17 protein-coding genes are annotated in these 17107 nt (G+C 72.1%); 5 read left to right on the top strand and 12 right to left on the bottom strand.

Going from position 1 to position 17107, the window contains the following annotated elements; translation table 11 throughout:
- Positions 1-283: 283 nt before the first annotated feature.
- The 5 genes from ACIRD7_RS23845 to mshD form a co-directional block, all read right to left on the bottom strand.
- The gene (locus ACIRD7_RS23845) at positions 284-1192 is read right to left on the bottom strand and encodes a hypothetical protein (protein WP_403456500.1); all 909 of its coding nucleotides are present in this window, start codon (positions 1190-1192) and stop codon (positions 284-286) included.
- Positions 1189-2190, bottom strand: coding sequence for an ABC transporter permease (locus ACIRD7_RS23850; RefSeq protein WP_403456501.1), 1002 nt, complete (start codon positions 2188-2190; stop codon positions 1189-1191). The genes ACIRD7_RS23845 and ACIRD7_RS23850 overlap by 4 nt, the downstream gene beginning before the upstream one ends.
- Positions 2187-3074 (bottom strand): ABC transporter ATP-binding protein, encoded by an 888-nt coding sequence (locus tag ACIRD7_RS23855; RefSeq protein WP_403456503.1) that lies wholly within the window; start codon positions 3072-3074, stop codon positions 2187-2189. Before ACIRD7_RS23855 ends, ACIRD7_RS23850 begins: the two co-directional genes overlap by 4 nt.
- Positions 3071-3457, bottom strand: a complete 387-nt coding sequence (locus tag ACIRD7_RS23860; protein WP_403456504.1) for a GntR family transcriptional regulator — start codon at positions 3455-3457, stop codon at positions 3071-3073. The genes ACIRD7_RS23855 and ACIRD7_RS23860 overlap by 4 nt, the downstream gene beginning before the upstream one ends.
- Before the next feature lie 133 nt (positions 3458-3590).
- Positions 3591-4517 carry a mycothiol synthase gene (mshD, locus tag ACIRD7_RS23865; RefSeq protein ID WP_403456505.1) on the bottom strand — a complete coding sequence of 309 codons (927 nt, stop codon included), beginning with the start codon at positions 4515-4517 and terminating at the stop codon, positions 3591-3593.
- Between the two features lie 145 nt (positions 4518-4662).
- Between mshD and ACIRD7_RS23870 the strand changes: the two genes are divergently transcribed.
- Complete coding sequence (locus tag ACIRD7_RS23870; RefSeq protein ID WP_403456507.1) at positions 4663-6471, top strand: bifunctional metallophosphatase/5'-nucleotidase; 1809 nt, start codon at positions 4663-4665, stop codon at positions 6469-6471.
- Positions 6472-6566: 95 nt separating this feature from the next.
- Positions 6567-7799: a DUF2993 domain-containing protein gene (locus ACIRD7_RS23875; RefSeq protein WP_403456509.1), complete on the top strand. Its 1233-nt coding sequence runs from the start codon at positions 6567-6569 to the stop codon at positions 7797-7799.
- A 97-nt stretch (positions 7800-7896) separates the two neighbouring features.
- Here the strand turns inward: ACIRD7_RS23875 and ACIRD7_RS23880 are convergent, their stop codons facing one another.
- The 7 genes from ACIRD7_RS23880 to ACIRD7_RS23910 form a co-directional block, all read right to left on the bottom strand.
- Positions 7897-8670, bottom strand: a complete 774-nt coding sequence (locus ACIRD7_RS23880) for a carbonic anhydrase (RefSeq protein ID WP_403456510.1) — start codon at positions 8668-8670, stop codon at positions 7897-7899.
- A 177-nt stretch (positions 8671-8847) separates the two neighbouring features.
- Positions 8848-10281, bottom strand: a complete 1434-nt coding sequence (locus ACIRD7_RS23885) for a sensor histidine kinase (protein WP_403456512.1) — start codon at positions 10279-10281, stop codon at positions 8848-8850.
- Positions 10278-11015, bottom strand: a complete 738-nt coding sequence (locus ACIRD7_RS23890; RefSeq protein WP_403456514.1) for a response regulator transcription factor — start codon at positions 11013-11015, stop codon at positions 10278-10280. The genes ACIRD7_RS23885 and ACIRD7_RS23890 overlap by 4 nt, the downstream gene beginning before the upstream one ends.
- 96 nt (positions 11016-11111) lie before the next feature.
- Complete coding sequence (locus ACIRD7_RS23895; protein ID WP_403456516.1) at positions 11112-11300, bottom strand: hypothetical protein; 189 nt, start codon at positions 11298-11300, stop codon at positions 11112-11114.
- Between the two features lie 11 nt (positions 11301-11311).
- Positions 11312-12373 carry a S1C family serine protease gene (locus ACIRD7_RS23900; RefSeq protein ID WP_403456518.1) on the bottom strand — a complete coding sequence of 354 codons (1062 nt, stop codon included), beginning with the start codon at positions 12371-12373 and terminating at the stop codon, positions 11312-11314.
- Between the two features lie 145 nt (positions 12374-12518).
- The gene (locus ACIRD7_RS23905) at positions 12519-13541 is read right to left on the bottom strand and encodes a LacI family DNA-binding transcriptional regulator (RefSeq protein WP_403456520.1); all 1023 of its coding nucleotides are present in this window, start codon (positions 13539-13541) and stop codon (positions 12519-12521) included.
- Positions 13542-13658: 117 nt separating this feature from the next.
- Positions 13659-14426 (bottom strand): winged-helix domain-containing protein, encoded by a 768-nt coding sequence (locus tag ACIRD7_RS23910; protein ID WP_403456521.1) that lies wholly within the window; start codon positions 14424-14426, stop codon positions 13659-13661.
- A 182-nt stretch (positions 14427-14608) separates the two neighbouring features.
- Between ACIRD7_RS23910 and ACIRD7_RS23915 the strand changes: the two genes are divergently transcribed.
- The 3 genes from ACIRD7_RS23915 (at position 14609) to ACIRD7_RS23925 (ending at position 17033) form a co-directional block, all read left to right on the top strand.
- Positions 14609-15496, top strand: a complete 888-nt coding sequence (locus ACIRD7_RS23915) for an alpha/beta hydrolase family protein (protein WP_403456522.1) — start codon at positions 14609-14611, stop codon at positions 15494-15496.
- 72 nt (positions 15497-15568) lie between these two features.
- On the top strand, positions 15569-15823 hold the full coding sequence (locus tag ACIRD7_RS23920) for a MoaD/ThiS family protein (protein WP_403456524.1): 255 nt from the start codon (positions 15569-15571) through the stop codon (positions 15821-15823).
- A gap of 1 nt (position 15824) precedes the next feature.
- Complete coding sequence (locus tag ACIRD7_RS23925; protein WP_403456526.1) at positions 15825-17033, top strand: hypothetical protein; 1209 nt, start codon at positions 15825-15827, stop codon at positions 17031-17033.
- Positions 17034-17107 lie beyond the last annotated feature (74 nt).

The following is a 17107-nucleotide window of genomic DNA, read 5'->3' on the forward strand; positions in this document are numbered from 1 at the left end:
ATGCCCATTGTTCCGCGTGCCGACGTTTATGGGCGCGTCGGAAAGCGCGGGTGGGATGGACGCGGGGAGGCGTCGTGCGTCCCCGTTCCCCGCGCTTCCCTGCGCGGGAAGCGAAGGCTCTGGCACGGCGGCGGTCATTGGCCGAGCCTCGCAAGTCCGTCTGAACCAATGGTTACGGAGACATGGCGTGCGGGATAGCGGGGGGCGGCTCGCGGGCGACTACGTGTCCGGACATTTGTCCACCCGCACGTCCCTCCCCTCGTGGAGGGGCGTGCGGCGGAATCTACGGCGTGCGGCGGCGCAGCAGCCAGAAGGCGGCGAGGGTGCCGGCGGCGGCGACGGCGAGGAGGATGCCCGCCTCGACGTACTGGAGCGGCCAGAAGTGTGACTCGGGGTGGTACGTCGCGCGGGTGTGCCGGACGCCGTGCGTGGTCGAGGTGTGCCAGTCCGCGACGAAGACCGAGCCGGGCAGTTCGAGCTCCCCGGTCGCGGTCCGGGTGGCCTTCGGCCACAGGTCCTCGCGGAACCGTTCCAGCGCGATGTAGAGGACGAGTGAGGCGGCGGCACCCACCCCGGCGGCGGGCAGGGCCCGGCGCAGCAGCAGTCCGGCGAGTGCGCCGAGGGCGAGGCCGGCCAAGGGGTAGGCGACGGCGGTGGGTCCGACGGCGACGAAGACATCCGGGTAGTACCAGTGGCCGGCCAGGCCCGGGTCGCCGGGCAGGCGCGCCCAGCGCAGCAGCGCCATGACCGTGCCGGTGGAGGCGGTGAGCAGGGCGGCGGGGACGGCGAGCTTGGCGGCCAGCCAGCGGACCGGCGTGACCGACTGGGTCCAGGCCAGCCGCGCGGTGCCGTTCTCCAGCTCGCGTCCGACGAGCGCGGCGCCGGCCCAGGCGGCCACGGGAAAGACCGCGTAGGCCAGGGCGACGCTGACCGACTCCATCCAGCCGGCGTAGACGTCGTCGGCGGTGACCGACTGGAGGCCTATACAGCCGGCGAAGCCCTCGCCGGCCGGTGTCAGACACGGGACGCCGCCCCTGCGGGCCTCGTCGCCGATGGCGTACATCCAGATCAGCACGGCGACCGCGCCCGTCAAGGCCAGCGCCCAGAGGACCAGGGCCGTGCGGTGCACCCGCAGGACGGTCCAGATCAGGCCACGGGTGCCGGGCGCCGCCGCGGGGAGTGCGGCGGTCATACGGCGGCTCCGGTGCGGCGGCGCAGCAGCCGGAAGGCGACCAGGACCACCACGGCCGCGACGGCGAGGACGATGCCCGTCTCCACCAGCTGCAGGGGCCAGAAATGGGAGGAGGGGTGGTAGTCGCGGTAGAAGCCGGCGATGTCGTGCGCGGCCGCGCACTTGGCGTCGTCGACGCAGATGGGGTCCGCCACGCGGGCGCCGGTGGAGGTGAGCGCGCCCTCGGCGGTGACCATGCCGATGTACTCGGGGTACTCGTGCTTGTTCGTGAGCGTCTCGACCGGCCACAGGTGCGGGCGCAGCGAGCCGAGCGCGGACATCAGGACGGCCAGGGTGACGAACGAGGTGCCGAGCGCGGGCAGGGCGCGGCGGTGGAGCAGGCCCGCGAGGACGCCGATCGCGAGGCCGAGCAGGGCGTAGGCGGTGGCGAGGGTGCCGTTGGCCTCGAAGGTGGCGCTCTCGTGCCAGTCCCGCGAGCCGCTTGCCAGGCGCAGTGTGCTGTCCGTCGACCAGAGCATGCGGTGCAGCAGCGTGAGCAGGAGCGTGCCGCAGACCAGCAGGGCGGCGGGGACGGCGAGCTTGGCGGCCAGCCACCGGGCCGGGGAGATGGACTGGGTCCACGCCAACTGGGCGGTCCCCTGCTCCAGTTCGCGCCCGATGAGCGCGCTGCCCGCCCAGACGGCGGCGAGGAACGGGGCGAGGCCGAGCACTCCGGCGCCCAGGCTCAGGGCCGTGCCGTAGCGGCCGTACGCGGGGCCGGGGTCGTCGCAGCCCAGGCCCGGTTGCCCCGAGTCGCACCCCAGCCCGCGGTACTCGGCCCAGGCGGCGTCCGCGCCCGGTCCGTAGGCCCACAGCAGTGCTCCGGCGCCGAAGGCCACCAGCAGCACCCAGAACCACAGGGCCGAGCGGTGCAGCCGCAGCATCGTCCAGAGCAGCCCGCGCGGGACCCGGGAGGGCGCGGCGGCGGTGGTCGTGTCGAGGGTCGTCACGGCGGTCATACGGCGGCCTCCCGCACGTCGTCGAGGCGGAGGGCCGGGGCCTGCGGGGCGCGCAGATGCGCCAGGACCAGCTCCTCCAGGGTGGGGGCGGCGGTCTGCCAGGAGTCGGCGAGCGGGCCCGAAGGCCGTATGAGCGCCGTGAGTTGGCGGCCGGTGGTGCGGGACTCGACCACGGTGTGCGGGTCCAGGGACGCGTCGGCCCGGCCGGTCACGAGGGTGTGCGCGGCGAGCACCTCGTCCAGCGGGCCGGCGAGCCGGACCCGGCCCTCGCCGAGCAGCAGGAGGTGGTCGCAGGCGCCGTCCAGTTCGGCCACGACGTGCGAGGACATGACGACCGTGGTGCCGTGCTCGGCCGCGTCCGCCATGAGCGCCGCCATCAGCTGATGCCGGGCCAGCGGGTCGAGGTCGGCCATCGGCTCGTCCAGCAGCAGCACTTCGGGGCGCTTGCCGAGGGCGAGGGCGAGCGCGACGCGGGTGCGCTGGCCGCCGGAGAGGGTGCGGATCCTGGCGTCCGGTTCCAGGGCGCCCTCCTCCACGACCCGCTCGGCGACCCGGGCGTCCCAGCGGCCGGGGTTGAGTTCACGGCCGAAGCGCAGGGTGTCGGCGACGGTGAGCTGGGGGTGCAGGGGCTTGTCCTGGGCGACGTACGCGATCCGCTCGCGGGCCGCGGCCGGGGCCAGGCCGAGGACGGTGAGCGTGCCCTCGGTGGGCCGTGCGAGGCCCGCGGCGAGGGAGAGCAGCGTCGACTTGCCGGCGCCGTTCGGGCCGACGACGGCGCACACGCTGCCGGCCGGCAGCCGGAAGGCGCATCCGTCCAGCGCCGCCTTGTCCCGCCGTCCGAACCTCTTGCTCAGCGCGGCCGCCTCGATGGCGGTCTCGGTCATGACTCGTCCCCCTTGAAGTGCGTTTCCAGTACGGAAGTGAAGAGCGCGTCCACGTCGTCGCGGTCCAGCCCGGCCTCGCGGGCCCGTACGGCCCAGGCGTCCAGTTCGGTGCGCAGCGGCGAGTCCGCTGGCGCGGTGTTCAGACCGCGCCGCACGAACGTGCCGAGCCCTCGCCGTGCCTCGACCAGGCCCTCGCGTTCCAGTTCGCGGTAGGCCTTGAGCACGGTGTTGGGGTTGATGGCGGTCGCCTCGACCACCTCGCGGGCCGTCGGCAGCTTGTCGCCCGGCTCCAACAGGCCAAGACGCAGGGCCTGTTTGGTCTGCTGGACGATCTGCACGTAGGTGGCGACGCCGGAGCGCCGGTCGATGCGGTACTCGACCATCCGTTCCACCACCCTTTCACTAATTGAGTAGTGAAAGGGTGGTGCAAAAGAAGGGGCGGCGTCAAGATCGCCGCCCCTTACAGGAGTTATGTCGGGTATATGAACCGGGTGATCAGGTCTCCGTGCCGGGTGATCAGGTCTCCGTGCGGTACATGAGGTCCGTCTCGTACGTCGTGAACCCCAGCCGCTCGTACACCGACACCGCCGCCTTGTTGTCGGCGTCGACGTAGAGCATCGCCGTCGGCAGCCCCTGCGCCGCCAGGTGCCTCAGCCCGATCGTCGTCAGGGCCTTGCCCAGGCCCCCGCCCTGGGCGCCCGGCCGCACCCCGAGGACGTACACCTCGCCGATGCCCTCCTCCGCGTGGACCTTCGTCCAGTGGAAGCCGACGAGTTCGCCCGCGCGCTCCGCCAGGAAGAACCCGGAGGGGTCGAACCACGGCTCGGCCTTGCGGTCGTCGAGGTCGCGCTGGGTGAGCGAGCCCTGCTCGGGGTGGTGGGCGAAGGCGGCGGCGTTGACCGCGAGCCAGGCCGTGTCGTCCTGGCCGGGCACGAAGGCGCGGACCGTGACGCCCTCGGGAAGCACCGGGTCCGCCAGGTTGAGGTCCGCCAGCGGGCGGCGCATCTGGCGCAGTTCGCGGAACAGGGTCAGGCCGAGCACCTGGGAGAGATGGCGGGCGGCGGAGTGGCCGCCGTGGGCCCACACCCGCAGCCGCTTGCCGGACGCGGCGAGCAGGGCCGAGCCCAGCGCCCGGCCGTGGCCGTGACCGCGGTGCGAGGGGTGGACGACGAGTTCGGCGGCCGGGGCCTCCACCGGGTCGGTGTCCTCCAGCTGGGCGTATCCGACGAGTTCGCCGCCCACGCTCAGCAGCAGATGCGAGACGCCCTCGCGCTCTCCCCCGCGCAGCTGGAGTCGGCCCTGCTCGGACACCGCCTGCTGCCCGTCGTTCCGGGCGGCCTCCGCCAGCAGTTCCAGTACGGCCTCGGTCTGCTCGGGGGCGAGCGCGGAGTAGGTCTCGATGGAACGGGTGGGGAGGGGGCGCGCGGTGTCGTCGCTGGTCATGCGTACGAGGGTAAAGGGCGGTTGGGGCAAAGTCCCGGCACAGAAGCAATCAAGGTGTAACCGGGAACCCCCTGTCGCGCTACGCGCGTTGACTCTAGGCTGCCGCCCGACGGGGCCATGTCACTCACGACCCACAGGGGGGCGGATGTCAGCCACATCCCACCAGCACCACCGCAGACGCACCTACGCACTGATCGCGGGCGCCGCCGCGCTCGCCACCGCGGGCGCCCTGGCCGCGGCGCTGCCCGCGACGGCGTCGGCCGGCGAGGACTCCCAGCGGCACGGCGGTCACGACTACAGCCGCTACCAGGACGTGCAACTGCTGTCCTTCAACGACCTGCACGGCAACCTGGAGCCGCCGGCCGGCTCCTCGGGCCGGGTCACCGAGCTTCAGGCGGACGGCACGACCAAGACCATCGACGCGGGCGGTGTGGAGTACCTCGCCACTCACCTGCGCCAGGCCCGTGAGGGCAAGAAGTACTCGATCACCGCGGCCGGCGGCGACATGGTCGGCGCCTCCCCGCTGATCTCGGGCCTCTTCCACGACGAGCCCACCATCGAGGCGCTGAACAAGCTCGACCTGGACGTCACCTCGGTGGGCAACCACGAGTTCGACGAGGGCCCGAAGGAACTGGCCCGCCTGCAGAACGGCGGCTGCCACCCGACGGCCGGCTGCTACACGGACGAGGAGTTCCAGGGCGCCGACTTCCCCTACCTCGCGGCCAACGTCCTCAACGAGAAGACCGGCCGTCCGATCCTCAAGCCCTACTGGGTGTGGAAGAAGAAGGACGTCAAGGTCGGCTTCATCGGCGTGACCCTGGAGGACACCCCGGGCGTCGTCTCCGCCGAAGGCGTCAAGGGCCTGAAGTTCAAGGACGAGGTCGAGACGATCAACAAGTACGCCAAGGTGCTCCAGGCCCAGGGCGTGAAGTCGATCGTCGCGCTCATCCACGAGGGCGGCCTGCCGGCCTCGGGCGCGTACAACTACAACTGCGACTCCCCGGGCGCGGGCGACGGAATCTCCGGCCCGATCGCCGACATCGCCAAGAACATCACGCCGTCGGTGGACGCGCTGGTGACGGGCCACACGCACGCGGCGTACGTCTGCACCATCCCCGACCCCTCGGGCAAGCCCCGCATGGTCACCTCGGCCGCGTCCTTCGGCCGGCTCTACACGGACACCACGCTGACGTACGACCGCTTCACCGGCGACATCGCGCGTACGGCCGTGAAGTCCGCGAACCACGTGGTCACCCGGACCGTCGCCAAGGCGCCCGACATGACCGAGCTGATCAGCGGGTGGAACACCCTCGCGGCGCCGATCGGCAACCGCGCGATCGGCTACATCTCCGCCGACATCCCGAACTCCGGCACCGAGTCCCCGCTCGGCGACCTGATCGCCGACGCGCAGCTGGCGTACGGCAAGGAGCTGGACCCGGAGACGGACCTGGCGCTGATGAACCCCGGCGGCATCCGGGCACCGCTGACCTACGCGGCCAAGGGCAGTGAGGGCGACGGCGTGGTGACCTACGCCGAGGGCTTCACGGTGCAGCCGTTCTCCAACACGGTGAACCTCCAGGACCTCACCGGCGCGCAGCTGATCCAGGTGCTCAAGGAGCAGGTGAGCGGCACGAACGCGGCCTCCCCGAAGATCCTCCAGATCTCCTCGGGCCTGACCTACACGCTGGACCTGACGAAGTCGGGCGCCGACCGTGTGGTGACGGACTCGATCAAGCTGAACGGTGCGGCGGTCGACCCGGCGGCCACCTACCGCGTCGCGATGAACAACTTCCTCGCGGGCGGCGGCGACGGCTTCACCACGCTGGGCCAGGGCACCAACGACCTGGTGGGCACGGACGACCTGACGGTGCTGGAGAAGTACCTGACGGCCAACTCCTCGGCCACCAACCCGATTACGCCGCCGGCGGCGAACCGGATCACGGTCGTCAAGTAGTTCACTGGGCAACAGTGCGTGAAGTGACGTGAACTAGATCGCAAACCTCCGGTAGAGGTTGCGGGTGGGGGGCGTGCGCATGGTCGGATGGGCCGATGCGTTCCCCCCACCACATAACGGCGCATCCCTATACAAACCCCTACGAAGAACTGGCCAGTCTGGACGAAGGTCCGCTGGACGCAGGTCCGCTGGACGAGTTCCTCGTCGAGGACACGGAGCGTGAGCGGGAGGAGGCGGGCGCCCAGGACGATCCCTGGGCCCCGCCCAACCACCGCCGAGGCGGCCGGCGCAAGCGGCGCGGCCGCCTGGCGGGCCTTCCCCTCGCGCTGAAGGCGGTCGTCGCATTGGTCGTCCTCGCCTCCTTCCTGGGCCTCGCCGACCGCTGGGCCCTCCTCTACGCCGAGCGCAGAGCGGCGGACACCCTCAAGACCCGCCTCGACCTAGCGGCCGCTCCCGAGGTCGAGATCGACGGCTTCCCCTTCCTCACCCAACTCGCCGACGAGCGGCTGGACTCGGTCAAGGTGACCGTCCCCGACGTGGCCGCCGACCGGGTCTCGCTGGCCCAGGTGACCGCGACGGCGTCGGACGTACGGCTGGACGCCGACGGCCCCACCTCGGTGCACGGCGCCGACGTCCCCCGGCTGGAGGGTGACGTCCTGCTCTCCTTCGCCGACCTGAACCGCGAACTCGGCGCGTCCCAGGTGACGTTCACCGGGGAGGGCCATGACCGGGTCCGGGCGCGCGGCACTTTGCCGGTCGCCGGGCACGATCTGCGGCTGCGCGCCGAGGCCCGCATCGTGCGTGACGGCGACCGCGGCATCGCGACGCACATCGGCGGTATGCGCCTGGACATCGGGGACCTGGCCACGTACCGCCCCGGCGCCCGCACCTCGCAGGGCCTGCACCTGAGCGGGAAGTCGGCGGCCCGGCTCGCGCACGAGACCCGCAAGGCCAAGGCACTGCTGTCGATCCCGGCGGTGGTACGACGCCTGGGGGTGCCCGACTCCCTCGTCCGCGAGGCGCTGCGCAACGAGGACAGGCTCACCGAGATCACCGGTACGCCGCGCTTCGTCCGCCAGGCCATGCGTCTGAACCTCGTCGACCTGGCCCTGGACCACCCGCGGCTGCTGTCCCTCCTCGGCTTCGACCCCGCCCTGCTCGACGCCCTGCCCCGCCTCACCCGCCCGGTCCTGGCCGACCAGCTCTCCCTGGGCTTCCGCCTCCCGGAGCCGCCGAGCGGCCAGCTGCGGCTGCGGGACGTGCGGGTGGAGAAGGACGGGATCAGGGTGCGGCTGGAAGGGGCCGACCTGGCGGTGGGCCGCTCGTAGGGAACGTCGCCGGCACGAACTCTGGGCAGTGACCCGCACCGGCATGCTCGGCGTCAGCGTCGGCCGAGCATGCCGGTGCCTGGGACGCTTCCGGTCCTCAGGCGAGCCGGTGGACGAGCTGGCTGGTCAGTTCGTAGCGGGCGCCGACAATGGCGAGTTCGCCGGCGGCCACCTTCGCGGCGAGGTCGGGCTCGGCGGCGAGAGCGGCGCGGACGGCCCGTACGTTGGCGTCGATGGTCGAGTCGACGCGGGCGTCCCCTTCCTTGGTGCGGTCTATGTTCGGGGCTATCCGGTCGGCTATGTACTGGATGTGCGCCGGGAGCGGCTCGCCGGACTCGTCCGCGGCGACGGCGGCCTTCACCGCCCCGCACGACTGGTGCCCGAGCACCAGCACCAGCGGGATGTCCAGTTCGAGCACCCCGTAGGCGACGCTGCCGAGTACGGCCTCGTCCAGGACCTCACCTGCGGAGCGCACGGTCAGCAGGTCGCCGAGGCCCTGGTCGAAGACCAGCTCCGGCGGCACGCGGGAGTCGATGCAGCCGAGGACGACGGCGAAGGGGTGCTGACCCGAAGTCAGGCTCTGGCGCACCGCGGGTGATTCGTCCGGATGCCGCTGCCGGAAGGTGCGCCAGCGCCGGTTGCCCGCGGACAGCTCGCGCAGGGCTTCCTCGGGGGTGCCGGGGCGGTGCCGGCTGGTGGGGGAGGTGGGAGTGGCAGAGGCGGGAGCTGCGCCGAGGGCGGCGGTGGTTCCCAGCGCCGCGGCCCCGGTCAGCCCGTACCGCAGGAGTGCGCGGCGGGCGGGCGAAGGGAGGGCGAACCGCTTGTGGGCGGATGCGGTCGGCTCGGCGCCGACGGATCTATCAGCGTTCACGGCCAGGAACGTACGCTCGAATGACAGGACAACTGTTCGTGTTACGGAATCATGGCCGGGCGCGGGGAAGCCATGATCGATCGTTGGTCCGTTCTTGGTGTTCTCCCGCACCCGCCTTGACCTTCAGGGCCGCTCCGGCACCTGCCGTCGCCTCAGGAAGCCGCCCGCTGACGTGCTTCAGGGCACCTCGGGGGGAGCCGTCGGCGCCCCCGGCAGCCGTACCGTCGCCACCGTGCCGCCGCCCTCCGCGTGCGTGAGGGTGACCTGGCCGCCGGACTGCTCGACCGTGCGGGCCACGATGGACAGGCCGAGGCCGGAGCCGGGCAGGGCGCGGGCGCTGGGGGAGCGCCAGAAGCGGTCGAAGACGTGGGGGAGTTCGTCGGCGGGGATGCCGGGGCCGTGGTCGCGGACGGTGAGGACACCGTCGGCCAGGGCGACCTCGATGGTGCCGCCCTCGGGGCTGAACTTCACCGCGTTGTCGAGGATGTTGACCACCGCGCGCTCCAGGGCCGCCGGTTCCGCGCGTACGTACCAAGGCTGGAGGTCGGCGGTGATGGTCAGCTCGGGGCCGCGGAGGCGGGCGCGGCGCAGGGCGGACTCGACCGTGTCCTCCAGCGAGATCACCTGGACGCGCTCGCCGCGCTGGCCCTCCGAGCGGGACAGCTCCTGGAGGTCCCCTATGAGGGAGGCCAGTTCGGTCATCTGTGCCTTGACCGAGGCGAGCAGGGCCTTGCGGTCCGCCTCCGGGATCGGGCGGCCCGTCTCCTCGCTGCGGGTGAGGAGTTCGATGTTCGTGCGGAGGGAGGTGAGGGGGGTGCGCAGCTCGTGGCCGGCGTCCGCGATGAGCTGCTGCTGGAGCTCGTGGGAGCTGGCCAGGGCGGAGGTCATGGAGTTGAAGGAGCGGGAGAGGCGGGCCACCTCGTCCTCGGAGTCGTCCTCGACGGGGATGCGGATGTTCAGGTCCTCGGTCCTGGCCACGTGTTCGACGGCTTCGGTGAGCTTGTCGACGGGGCGCAGGCCCGCGCGGGCGACCGCGAGGCCGGCCGCGCCGGCGCCCACCACTCCTACGCCGGAGACGAGGAGGAGGATCAGGGCGAGGTCGTTGAGGGTGGACTCAGTGCCCTTGAGGGGGACCGCGAGCTGCAGGGCGACCCCCTTGGAGTCGTTCTGGTCCACGCCCAGGTACCGGGTCAGCACACGTACGGCGTTGCCGTCGGCGTCGGTGCCGTTGCGGAAGTAGATCTCGTTGGCGTTCGCGCCCTTGATCACGTCCTCGTCGGAGCCGGTGACCTTGACCGCCCCCGGGGAGTTCGGGTCGACGCAGGGGTCGCCCTCCTCCTTGATCGCCTGGACGTAGTCGTTCCGGCCGGGGAACACCTGGGTGTTCTCCAGGGGGCTCTGCGTACAGCTCTGCAGGAGCGAGGCGACCGTGCCGGGCCTGCGTGCCATGTCCTTCAGATCAGCGTTCAGCTGCTCGTACAGCTTCCCCTGCACAATGAACCAACAGGTCACCGAAACCGCCGCCACCGCGAACGCCACCGCCGCCGCCACCAGCAGCGCCAGACGGGACCGGATCGGCAGGGACCGGAACCGGCGCAGGACCCTGCTCACTCCGCTCCACCCTGCCGCAGCACATACCCCACGCCCCGCACCGTGTGCACGAGCCGCGGCTCGCCGCCTGCCTCCGTCTTGCGGCGCAGGTACATCACGTACACGTCGAGGGAGTTCGACGAGGGCTCGAAGTCGAAGCCCCACACCGCCTTCAGGATCTGCTCCCGCGTGAGCACCTGGCGCGGGTGCGCCATGAACATCTCCAGGAGGGTGAACTCCGTGCGGGTCAGCTCCACCGGCCGCCCGCCCCGCGTCACCTCCCGCGTCGCCAGGTCCATGCGCAGGTCGGCGAAGGTCAACGCCTCGTCCTCCTCCGCCGGGCCCGCGCCCGCCGCCGCGGCGTAGGAGCTGCGCCGCAGGAGGGCACGGACGCGGGCGAAGAGTTCGTCCAGTTCGAAAGGCTTGACCAGGTAGTCGTCCGCCCCGGCGTCCAGCCCGGTCACGCGGTCGCCGACCGTGTCGCGGGCGGTCAGCATGAGGATCGGGGTGGTGTCTCCGGTGCCGCGGATGCGCCGGGCGGCGGTGAGGCCGTCCATGCGGGGCATCTGGATGTCGAGGACCACGAGGTCGGGCCGGTAGGCGGCCGCCTTCTCCAGGGCGTCCGCGCCGTCGACCGCGACCTCGGTGTCGTACCCCTCGAAGGCGAGGCTGCGCTGAAGTGCTTCACGCACCGCCGGCTCGTCGTCGACGATCAGGATGCGCTGGGGGTCACGGTCGCCATCGGCGGGGCTCATGGGCTCGGGATCCTCGGGTGCGGTGGGGACGGGGGCTGAGTGGCTCAACGCCTTCAGTGGTTCAGCGCCTTCAGCCTCGCATGATTCTCGGCTTTCTCAGCCGCGTACGGTACGGCGACGGCCGCGGGCTGCGGCGCCGCGGCGACCCGCGCTCGTGCGGGCGGTGGCCAGCTCGGGCGCCCGGGACGGAGCCGTCGGGGCGTGCAGGGCGCCGGCGACGGCGAGGGCCAGGGCGAGGTCGGCCGGGCCGACGCCGGCCGTGGTGTGCTCGATCTGCCGGATCATCGCGTGCTCCCTCAGTTCTGCGCGCCCGAGCGCAACGTGGCCAGGTCGGACTTGACGGTGTTGATCGGGATGGCGAAGCCGAGGCCGACGCTGCCGGCGTCGGACGAGCCCGAGCCGGACGCCGAGTACATGGCCGAGTTGATGCCGATGATGTTGCCTTTCATGTCGATCAGCGCGCCTCCGGAGTTGCCGGGGTTCAGGGAGGCGTCCGTCTGGATGGCCTTGTACGTCGTCGTCGAGGACCCGGTGTCGCCGTTGAACTGCTGGCCGCCGAACTCGAAGGGCCACCCGCCGCCGCCCTGCTGTTGCTGCTGCCCCTGACCCTCGTCCGTCGAGACGGTCACGTCGCGGTCGAGGGCGGACACGATGCCGCTGGTCACCGTGCCGGTCAGGCCCTCGGGCGAGCCGATCGCCACGACCTCGTCGCCGACCTGGACGCCGTCGGAGTTGCCGAGGGTGGCCACCGTCAGCCCGGAGGCGTTCTCGAGCTTGATCAGCGCGAGGTCCTTGCTGCTGTCGGTGCCGACGACCTTGGCGGTGTACTCCTTGTCGTCGCTGGTCCGCACCTTCACCGAGGAGGCGCCCGCGACGACGTGGTTGTTGGTGATGATCTCGCCGTCACCGGTGATGATCACGCCGGAGCCGGTGGAGGAACCGGCGTTGGACTGGGCGTTGATCTCGACGATGCTCGGGCTGACCGCCTTGGCGACCCCGGAGACCGTGCCCTTCTGGCTGGAGGGGACGACGTTGGTGGTGGTGGAGGACCCGGCGGCGGCGACGGTGTCGTTGCCGGTCAGCTCCTGGATGCCGTACGCCGTACCGCCTCCGACGGCCGCGGCCACGATCGCCACGGCGGCGAGGAGGGCGACCGGGCCCCGGGGGCGGCGCCGCGACCGCGGCCGCTGGGCGACGGGCTCGCTGAGGAGCGCGGTCGGAGCTCCGCCGCCCGCCTGGACCGTCGGCTCGTGCGCCGGCGGGGGCGGCCACTCCGGGTTCACGGGGGAGGAGGCGTGCTGCTGGGCGCCCGGGTACGGGTTCTCGTCATCGCCGCTGCGGCGGAAGCTCTCGGTCATGGCAATGAGCCTCCCGCCCGACCATGAGAGCTTCCTGAGCGCCGCCTGAGAAGCCCGGCAGAAGGCCGTATGCCCGAAGTAAGGACGCCTCTGGCAGAGCGCCGGCCCCTCTCAGGGAACGCTCAGAGAAGCTCCGTCACGACCGTCAGGCGCACCCGCACGACCGTCGGGCGACGAGCCGCGACGGAAACACCTTCAGCCGCTCCCGCCGCGACCCCGCGACCCGCAACCCGTCGTCCAGCACCAGGTCCACGGCGGCCCGGGCCATGGCGGACCGGTCCGAGGCGACGGTGGTGAGCGGAGGATCCGCCAGCGCCGCTTCCTTGATGTCGTCGAACCCGGCGACCGCCAGCTCCCCCGGCACATCGATCCGCAGCTCGCGCGCCGCGCGCAGCACACCGATGGCCTGGTCGTCGGTGGAGCAGAAGATCGCCGGCGGGCGTTGCGGTCCGGCGAGCACCTCGAGCGCTATGCGGTACGCGTCGTAGCGGTTGTACGGCGCCTCGAAGAGCCGCCCCTCGGTGGGGATCCGCGCCTCGGCCATGGCGCGCCGCCAGCCCTCGACGTGGTCGGAGACCGGGTCGCCGACCGCCGGGGTCTCCGCGGTGCCGCCCATACAGGCGACGTACTCGTAGCCGTGCTCCAGGAGGTGGCGTACGGCGAGCTGGGCGCCGCCGAGGTCGTCGGTGACGACGGCGACGTCGTCGATGGCCTCCGGGCGCTCGTGGAGCAGGACGACCCGGGCGTCCCACGCCTCGATCTCGGCGGCGGCCAGGTCGTTCAGCGCGTGGGAGACGAGGATCAGGCCCGAGACGCGCATGCCGAGGAAGGCGCGCAGATAGTGCACCTCGCGCTCGCCGACGTAGTCGGAGTTGCCGACGAGAACCATCTTTCCGCGCTCGGCGGCGGCCCACTCGACCGCGTGCGCCATCTCCCCGAAGAAGGGCTGGCGGGCGTCCGGGACGATCAGGCCTATGAGATCCGTGCGCCGCGACGCCATGGCCTGGGCGACCCGGTCGGGCCGGTACCCCAGTTCCTTGATCGCGGCGAGTACACGCTCGCGCGTGGCCGGGGCGACCGGCCGGGGTCCGTTGTTGATGACGTAGCTGACAACGGCAGTGGAAGTCCCTGCCAGTCGCGCGACGTCATCGCGAGTCACCTTGGCCACGCGCGGAGTCTACGCGGATGGACCCGCTCTGGGCAGGGCGTGAAGGAGGTTCCCTGTGCCCCGGCCTTCACCCGGCTGTGCGAACGCAACGCCGGTGGCGCCCTGCCCGGCCGGCCGCTAGACCTCGGCGCCGTCCAGGGCGGCCGTTGCGTCCACATCCTCCGGCTTTGCCTGGTCGCTCTTGGGCTTGGCCTCGTCGCCGGACCGGTCGCCCTTCTCCGGCGTAACGAATCGATAACCGACGTTCCGGACGGTCCCGATCAGCGACTCGTGCTCGGGGCCGAGCTTCGCGCGCAGTCGCCGTACGTGCACGTCGACCGTCCGGGTGCCGCCGAAGTAGTCGTAGCCCCAGACCTCCTGCAGCAGCTGGGCGCGGGTGAAGACGCGGCCCGGGTGCTGGGCGAGGTACTTCAGGAGCTCGAACTCCTTGAAGGTCAGGTCGAGGACCCGGCCCTTGAGTTTGGCGGAGTACGTCGCCTCGTCGACCGACAGGTCGCCGTTGCGGATCTCCATGGGGGAGTCGTCGTTGACGATCTGCTGGCGGCCCATGGCGAGCCGCAGCCGCGCCTCCACCTCCGCCGGACCGGCGGTGTCGAGGAGCACGTCGTCGATGCCCCAGTCGGCGGTGACGGCCGCGAGGCCGCCCTCCGTCACGACGAGGACGAGCGGACAGCCCGGACCGGTGGACCGCAGCAGCTGACACAGGCTGCGCACCTGGGGCAGATCACGGCGGCCGTCGACGAGGATCACGTCGGCGCCCGGGGTGTCGACGAGGGCGGGGCCCTCCGCCGGAGCCACACGCACGTTGTGCAGCAGCAGGCCGAGTGCCGGGAGCACCTCCGTCGACGGCTGGAGGGCATTGGTCAGGAGCAGCAGTGAACTCATACGTCTGGTTCCTCCTCGGTCCCTGCGAGGACGTGTGGGGTACGTCACCTGCTCTGCGATCCCGGGGGGCCTGTACACCTGCGGTCACCTGGAGTTTCCCGCTTCGTATACAACGCTTCCGAAAGCACAAAAGGACCCGGGGGCTACGCTGCCCGAGTCCTCTGTCCAGCAGAATAGCCGACATGGGCGCTGGCACGGCAGGTCATGTGGCACGATCGACGGTTCGTCCGAACTCTGAGACGGTCAGACGTGCACCTTTGCGGACGATTCTGGCTACCGACGACGGTGTGGCCATCGATTCCGTATACGACCCGGGCTCGGTCGTATACGACGCCTCCCGTCCATCCGCCGGTGACCTCGCGTTCGTCGTCGCCCACGGCTTCACGGGCGATGTGGACCGGCCGCACGTACGAAGGGTGGTGGCGGCCCTCAAGCGGCACGCGGCCGTCGTCACCTTCTCCTTCAGGGGCCACGGCGCGTCCGGCGGGCGCTCCACGGTCGGGGACCGCGAGGTGCTCGACCTGGCGGCCGCGGTGCGCTGGGCCCGCGAACTGGGGCACACGCGCGTGGTGACCGTCGGCTTCTCCATGGGCGGCTCGGTGGTGCTGCGGCACGCGGCGCTCTACGGCGAGAAGGAGGGCGCTGCCGGACAGGAAGGGACGGGGCAGGCCGCCGGGGCGCACACGGACGCCGTGGTGTCGGTCAGCGCCCCGGCGCGCTGGTACTACCGGGGCACGCCCCGGATGCGCCGGCTGCACTGGCTGGTGACCCGGCCCGAGGGCCGCCTGGTGGGCCGCTACGGGTTCCGGACCCGGATCCATCACCGGGGCTGGGACCCGGTGCCGATCTCCCCGGTGCAGGCCGTCCCGAGGATCGCGCCCACGCCGCTGCTGATCGTGCACGGCGATCTCGACGGCTACTTCCCCCTGGACCACCCCCGCATGCTGGCGGACGCCGCCGGTGACCACGGTGAACTCTGGCTGGAGCCCGGCATGGGGCACGCCGAGCACGCGGCCTCCGAGGACCTGCTGGCCCGGATCGGGGACTGGGCCGTCCGCAGGGCGGGCTAGCCTGGGCGATGCTCACCGCCCCTTGCCTGCCGGCGTCCTGGCGGTGATCACGTCAATCGATTGAGGAACCAGATGGCAAAGGTCACGGTGCGCTACTGGGCTGCCGCGAAGGCCGCCGCCGGGGTCGCCGAGGAGCCGTACGACGCGGCCACGCTCGCCGAGGCGCTCGACGCGGTGCGTGCGCGACACCCCGGGGAACTGTCGCGCGTCCTGCGGCGATGCTCGTTCCTGATCGACGGTGACCCCGTGGGCACCCGCGGACATGAGACGGTACGGCTGGCCGACGGCGGCACGGTCGAGGTGCTCCCGCCGTTCGCAGGAGGGTGAGATGACCAACCAGCCGTATCAGGGGTACGACGGGTACGACCCCTATCAGCAGGAGCCCGCGCCGCAGGGGTGGCCCGCGCAGCAGCAGGCGTACGACGATCCGCACGCCGCCCAGCAGTACACGCAGGAGTGGCAGGGGCAGACCTGGGAGACCCAGGTGCACCAGCCCGTGACTCCTGCGCAGCCCTCGGCCACGGCCCCGGCCCCGGCCTCGGCCTCGGCCGAGGAGACGGCTTATCTGCCGCCGCAGGGCGGTTGGGGCGCCCAGTCGTCCGGGCACCAGCAGGCGTCGGCATACCAGCAGCAGTCCGGCTATCAGACGGGCGGCGGTTGGCAGGCCGCGCCTCAGGCCCACGCCCAGCCCCAGCCACAGCCGCCGCAGGCCCAGCCGCCCCAGCCCGACACGGACGCGGACGACGAGCAGGGCTACGGCCCCGCGACCCTCGCGGGGAACTCCCGGGTCACCGACGCCCAGCGGGCGCGCCAGGAGGGCCGTTCCCCGATCATCGAGCCGGGCATCCAGCCGGCCGGACTCACGGCGCTGCTGGGGCTGCTGCTCTCGGCGACGGCGGCCGTCGGGTCGTACGCCCTTCTCGTCCCCCTCGTGGCGCTGCAGGCGGTGACGGCGGCCGGCTGGTTCCGGCTGAACGGCATGTGGCCCGCCCGGCAGGGCATCGCCCTGGCCTTCGCGGGGGCGCTCACGGCGGACGTCGCGCTGTTCGTGGCCGACCGCGCGCCGGCGGCGATCCTCGGCACGCTGGGGGTCTGGGTGCTGCTGACGCTGGTCCTCCAGCTGCGCTCGCACGCCGATCCGGACGAGCGGATGTACGGCCTGATGGCGACGGTGGCCTCGGCGGCCCTCGCGATCGTGGCGTCCGGGTACCTCGCGGCGGAGGCGGACGCGGTGACCGTCGGCGCGGCGGCGGTCGCCGTCGCGATCGTGGTGCGCGCGTTGCCGCTGCCCACGCCGGCGTCCATGGCCGTGGCGCTGCTCGCGGGCGTGGGCGCGGGCGCCGTGGTCGGCGCGATCACCGACATGGGGTCCGGCGGGGCCCTGCTCGGCGGAGGCGCGGCGGTGTGCGCGCTGATCGGGCACCGGGTGGCCAGCTACGACTACCCGTCACGCTTCGTCCACTTCACCGCAGGCGTCGCCCTGCCACTGGCCGCCGCGGCGCCGGTGGTCTATGTGCTGGGGCGGGCGCTGATCTAGTTCTAAGGGCCGGGGCGGGGCCTGCTCGGCAGATCCCCGCCTGCTCCGCGTGGCCTGGCAGACCTCAGGCGCCG

The organism is Streptomyces sp. NPDC093568, from assembly GCF_044764945.1.
In the GTDB taxonomy this organism is placed as follows: Bacteria; Actinomycetota; Actinomycetes; order Streptomycetales; family Streptomycetaceae; genus Streptomyces.

Coding starts and splice junctions, on each gene's coding strand:
- ACIRD7_RS23925 (WP_403456526.1), top strand. CDS start 15,825: ATGACCAACCAGCCGTATCAGGGGTACGACGGGTACGACCCCTATCAG.
- ACIRD7_RS23900 (WP_403456518.1), bottom strand. CDS start 12,373: ATGACCGAGAGCTTCCGCCGCAGCGGCGATGACGAGAACCCGTACCCG.
- ACIRD7_RS23860 (WP_403456504.1), bottom strand. CDS start 3,457: ATGGTCGAGTACCGCATCGACCGGCGCTCCGGCGTCGCCACCTACGTG.
- ACIRD7_RS23850 (WP_403456501.1), bottom strand. CDS start 2,190: ATGACCGCCGTGACGACCCTCGACACGACCACCGCCGCCGCGCCCTCC.
- ACIRD7_RS23875 (WP_403456509.1), top strand. CDS start 6,567: ATGCGTTCCCCCCACCACATAACGGCGCATCCCTATACAAACCCCTAC.
- ACIRD7_RS23895 (WP_403456516.1), bottom strand. CDS start 11,300: ATGATCCGGCAGATCGAGCACACCACGGCCGGCGTCGGCCCGGCCGAC.
- ACIRD7_RS23890 (WP_403456514.1), bottom strand. CDS start 11,015: ATGAGCCCCGCCGATGGCGACCGTGACCCCCAGCGCATCCTGATCGTC.
- ACIRD7_RS23915 (WP_403456522.1), top strand. CDS start 14,609: ATGGGCGCTGGCACGGCAGGTCATGTGGCACGATCGACGGTTCGTCCG.
- ACIRD7_RS23870 (WP_403456507.1), top strand. CDS start 4,663: ATGTCAGCCACATCCCACCAGCACCACCGCAGACGCACCTACGCACTG.
- mshD (WP_403456505.1), bottom strand. CDS start 4,517: ATGACCAGCGACGACACCGCGCGCCCCCTCCCCACCCGTTCCATCGAG.
- ACIRD7_RS23845 (WP_403456500.1), bottom strand. CDS start 1,192: ATGACCGCCGCACTCCCCGCGGCGGCGCCCGGCACCCGTGGCCTGATC.
- ACIRD7_RS23920 (WP_403456524.1), top strand. CDS start 15,569: ATGGCAAAGGTCACGGTGCGCTACTGGGCTGCCGCGAAGGCCGCCGCC.
- ACIRD7_RS23855 (WP_403456503.1), bottom strand. CDS start 3,074: ATGACCGAGACCGCCATCGAGGCGGCCGCGCTGAGCAAGAGGTTCGGA.
- ACIRD7_RS23910 (WP_403456521.1), bottom strand. CDS start 14,426: ATGAGTTCACTGCTGCTCCTGACCAATGCCCTCCAGCCGTCGACGGAG.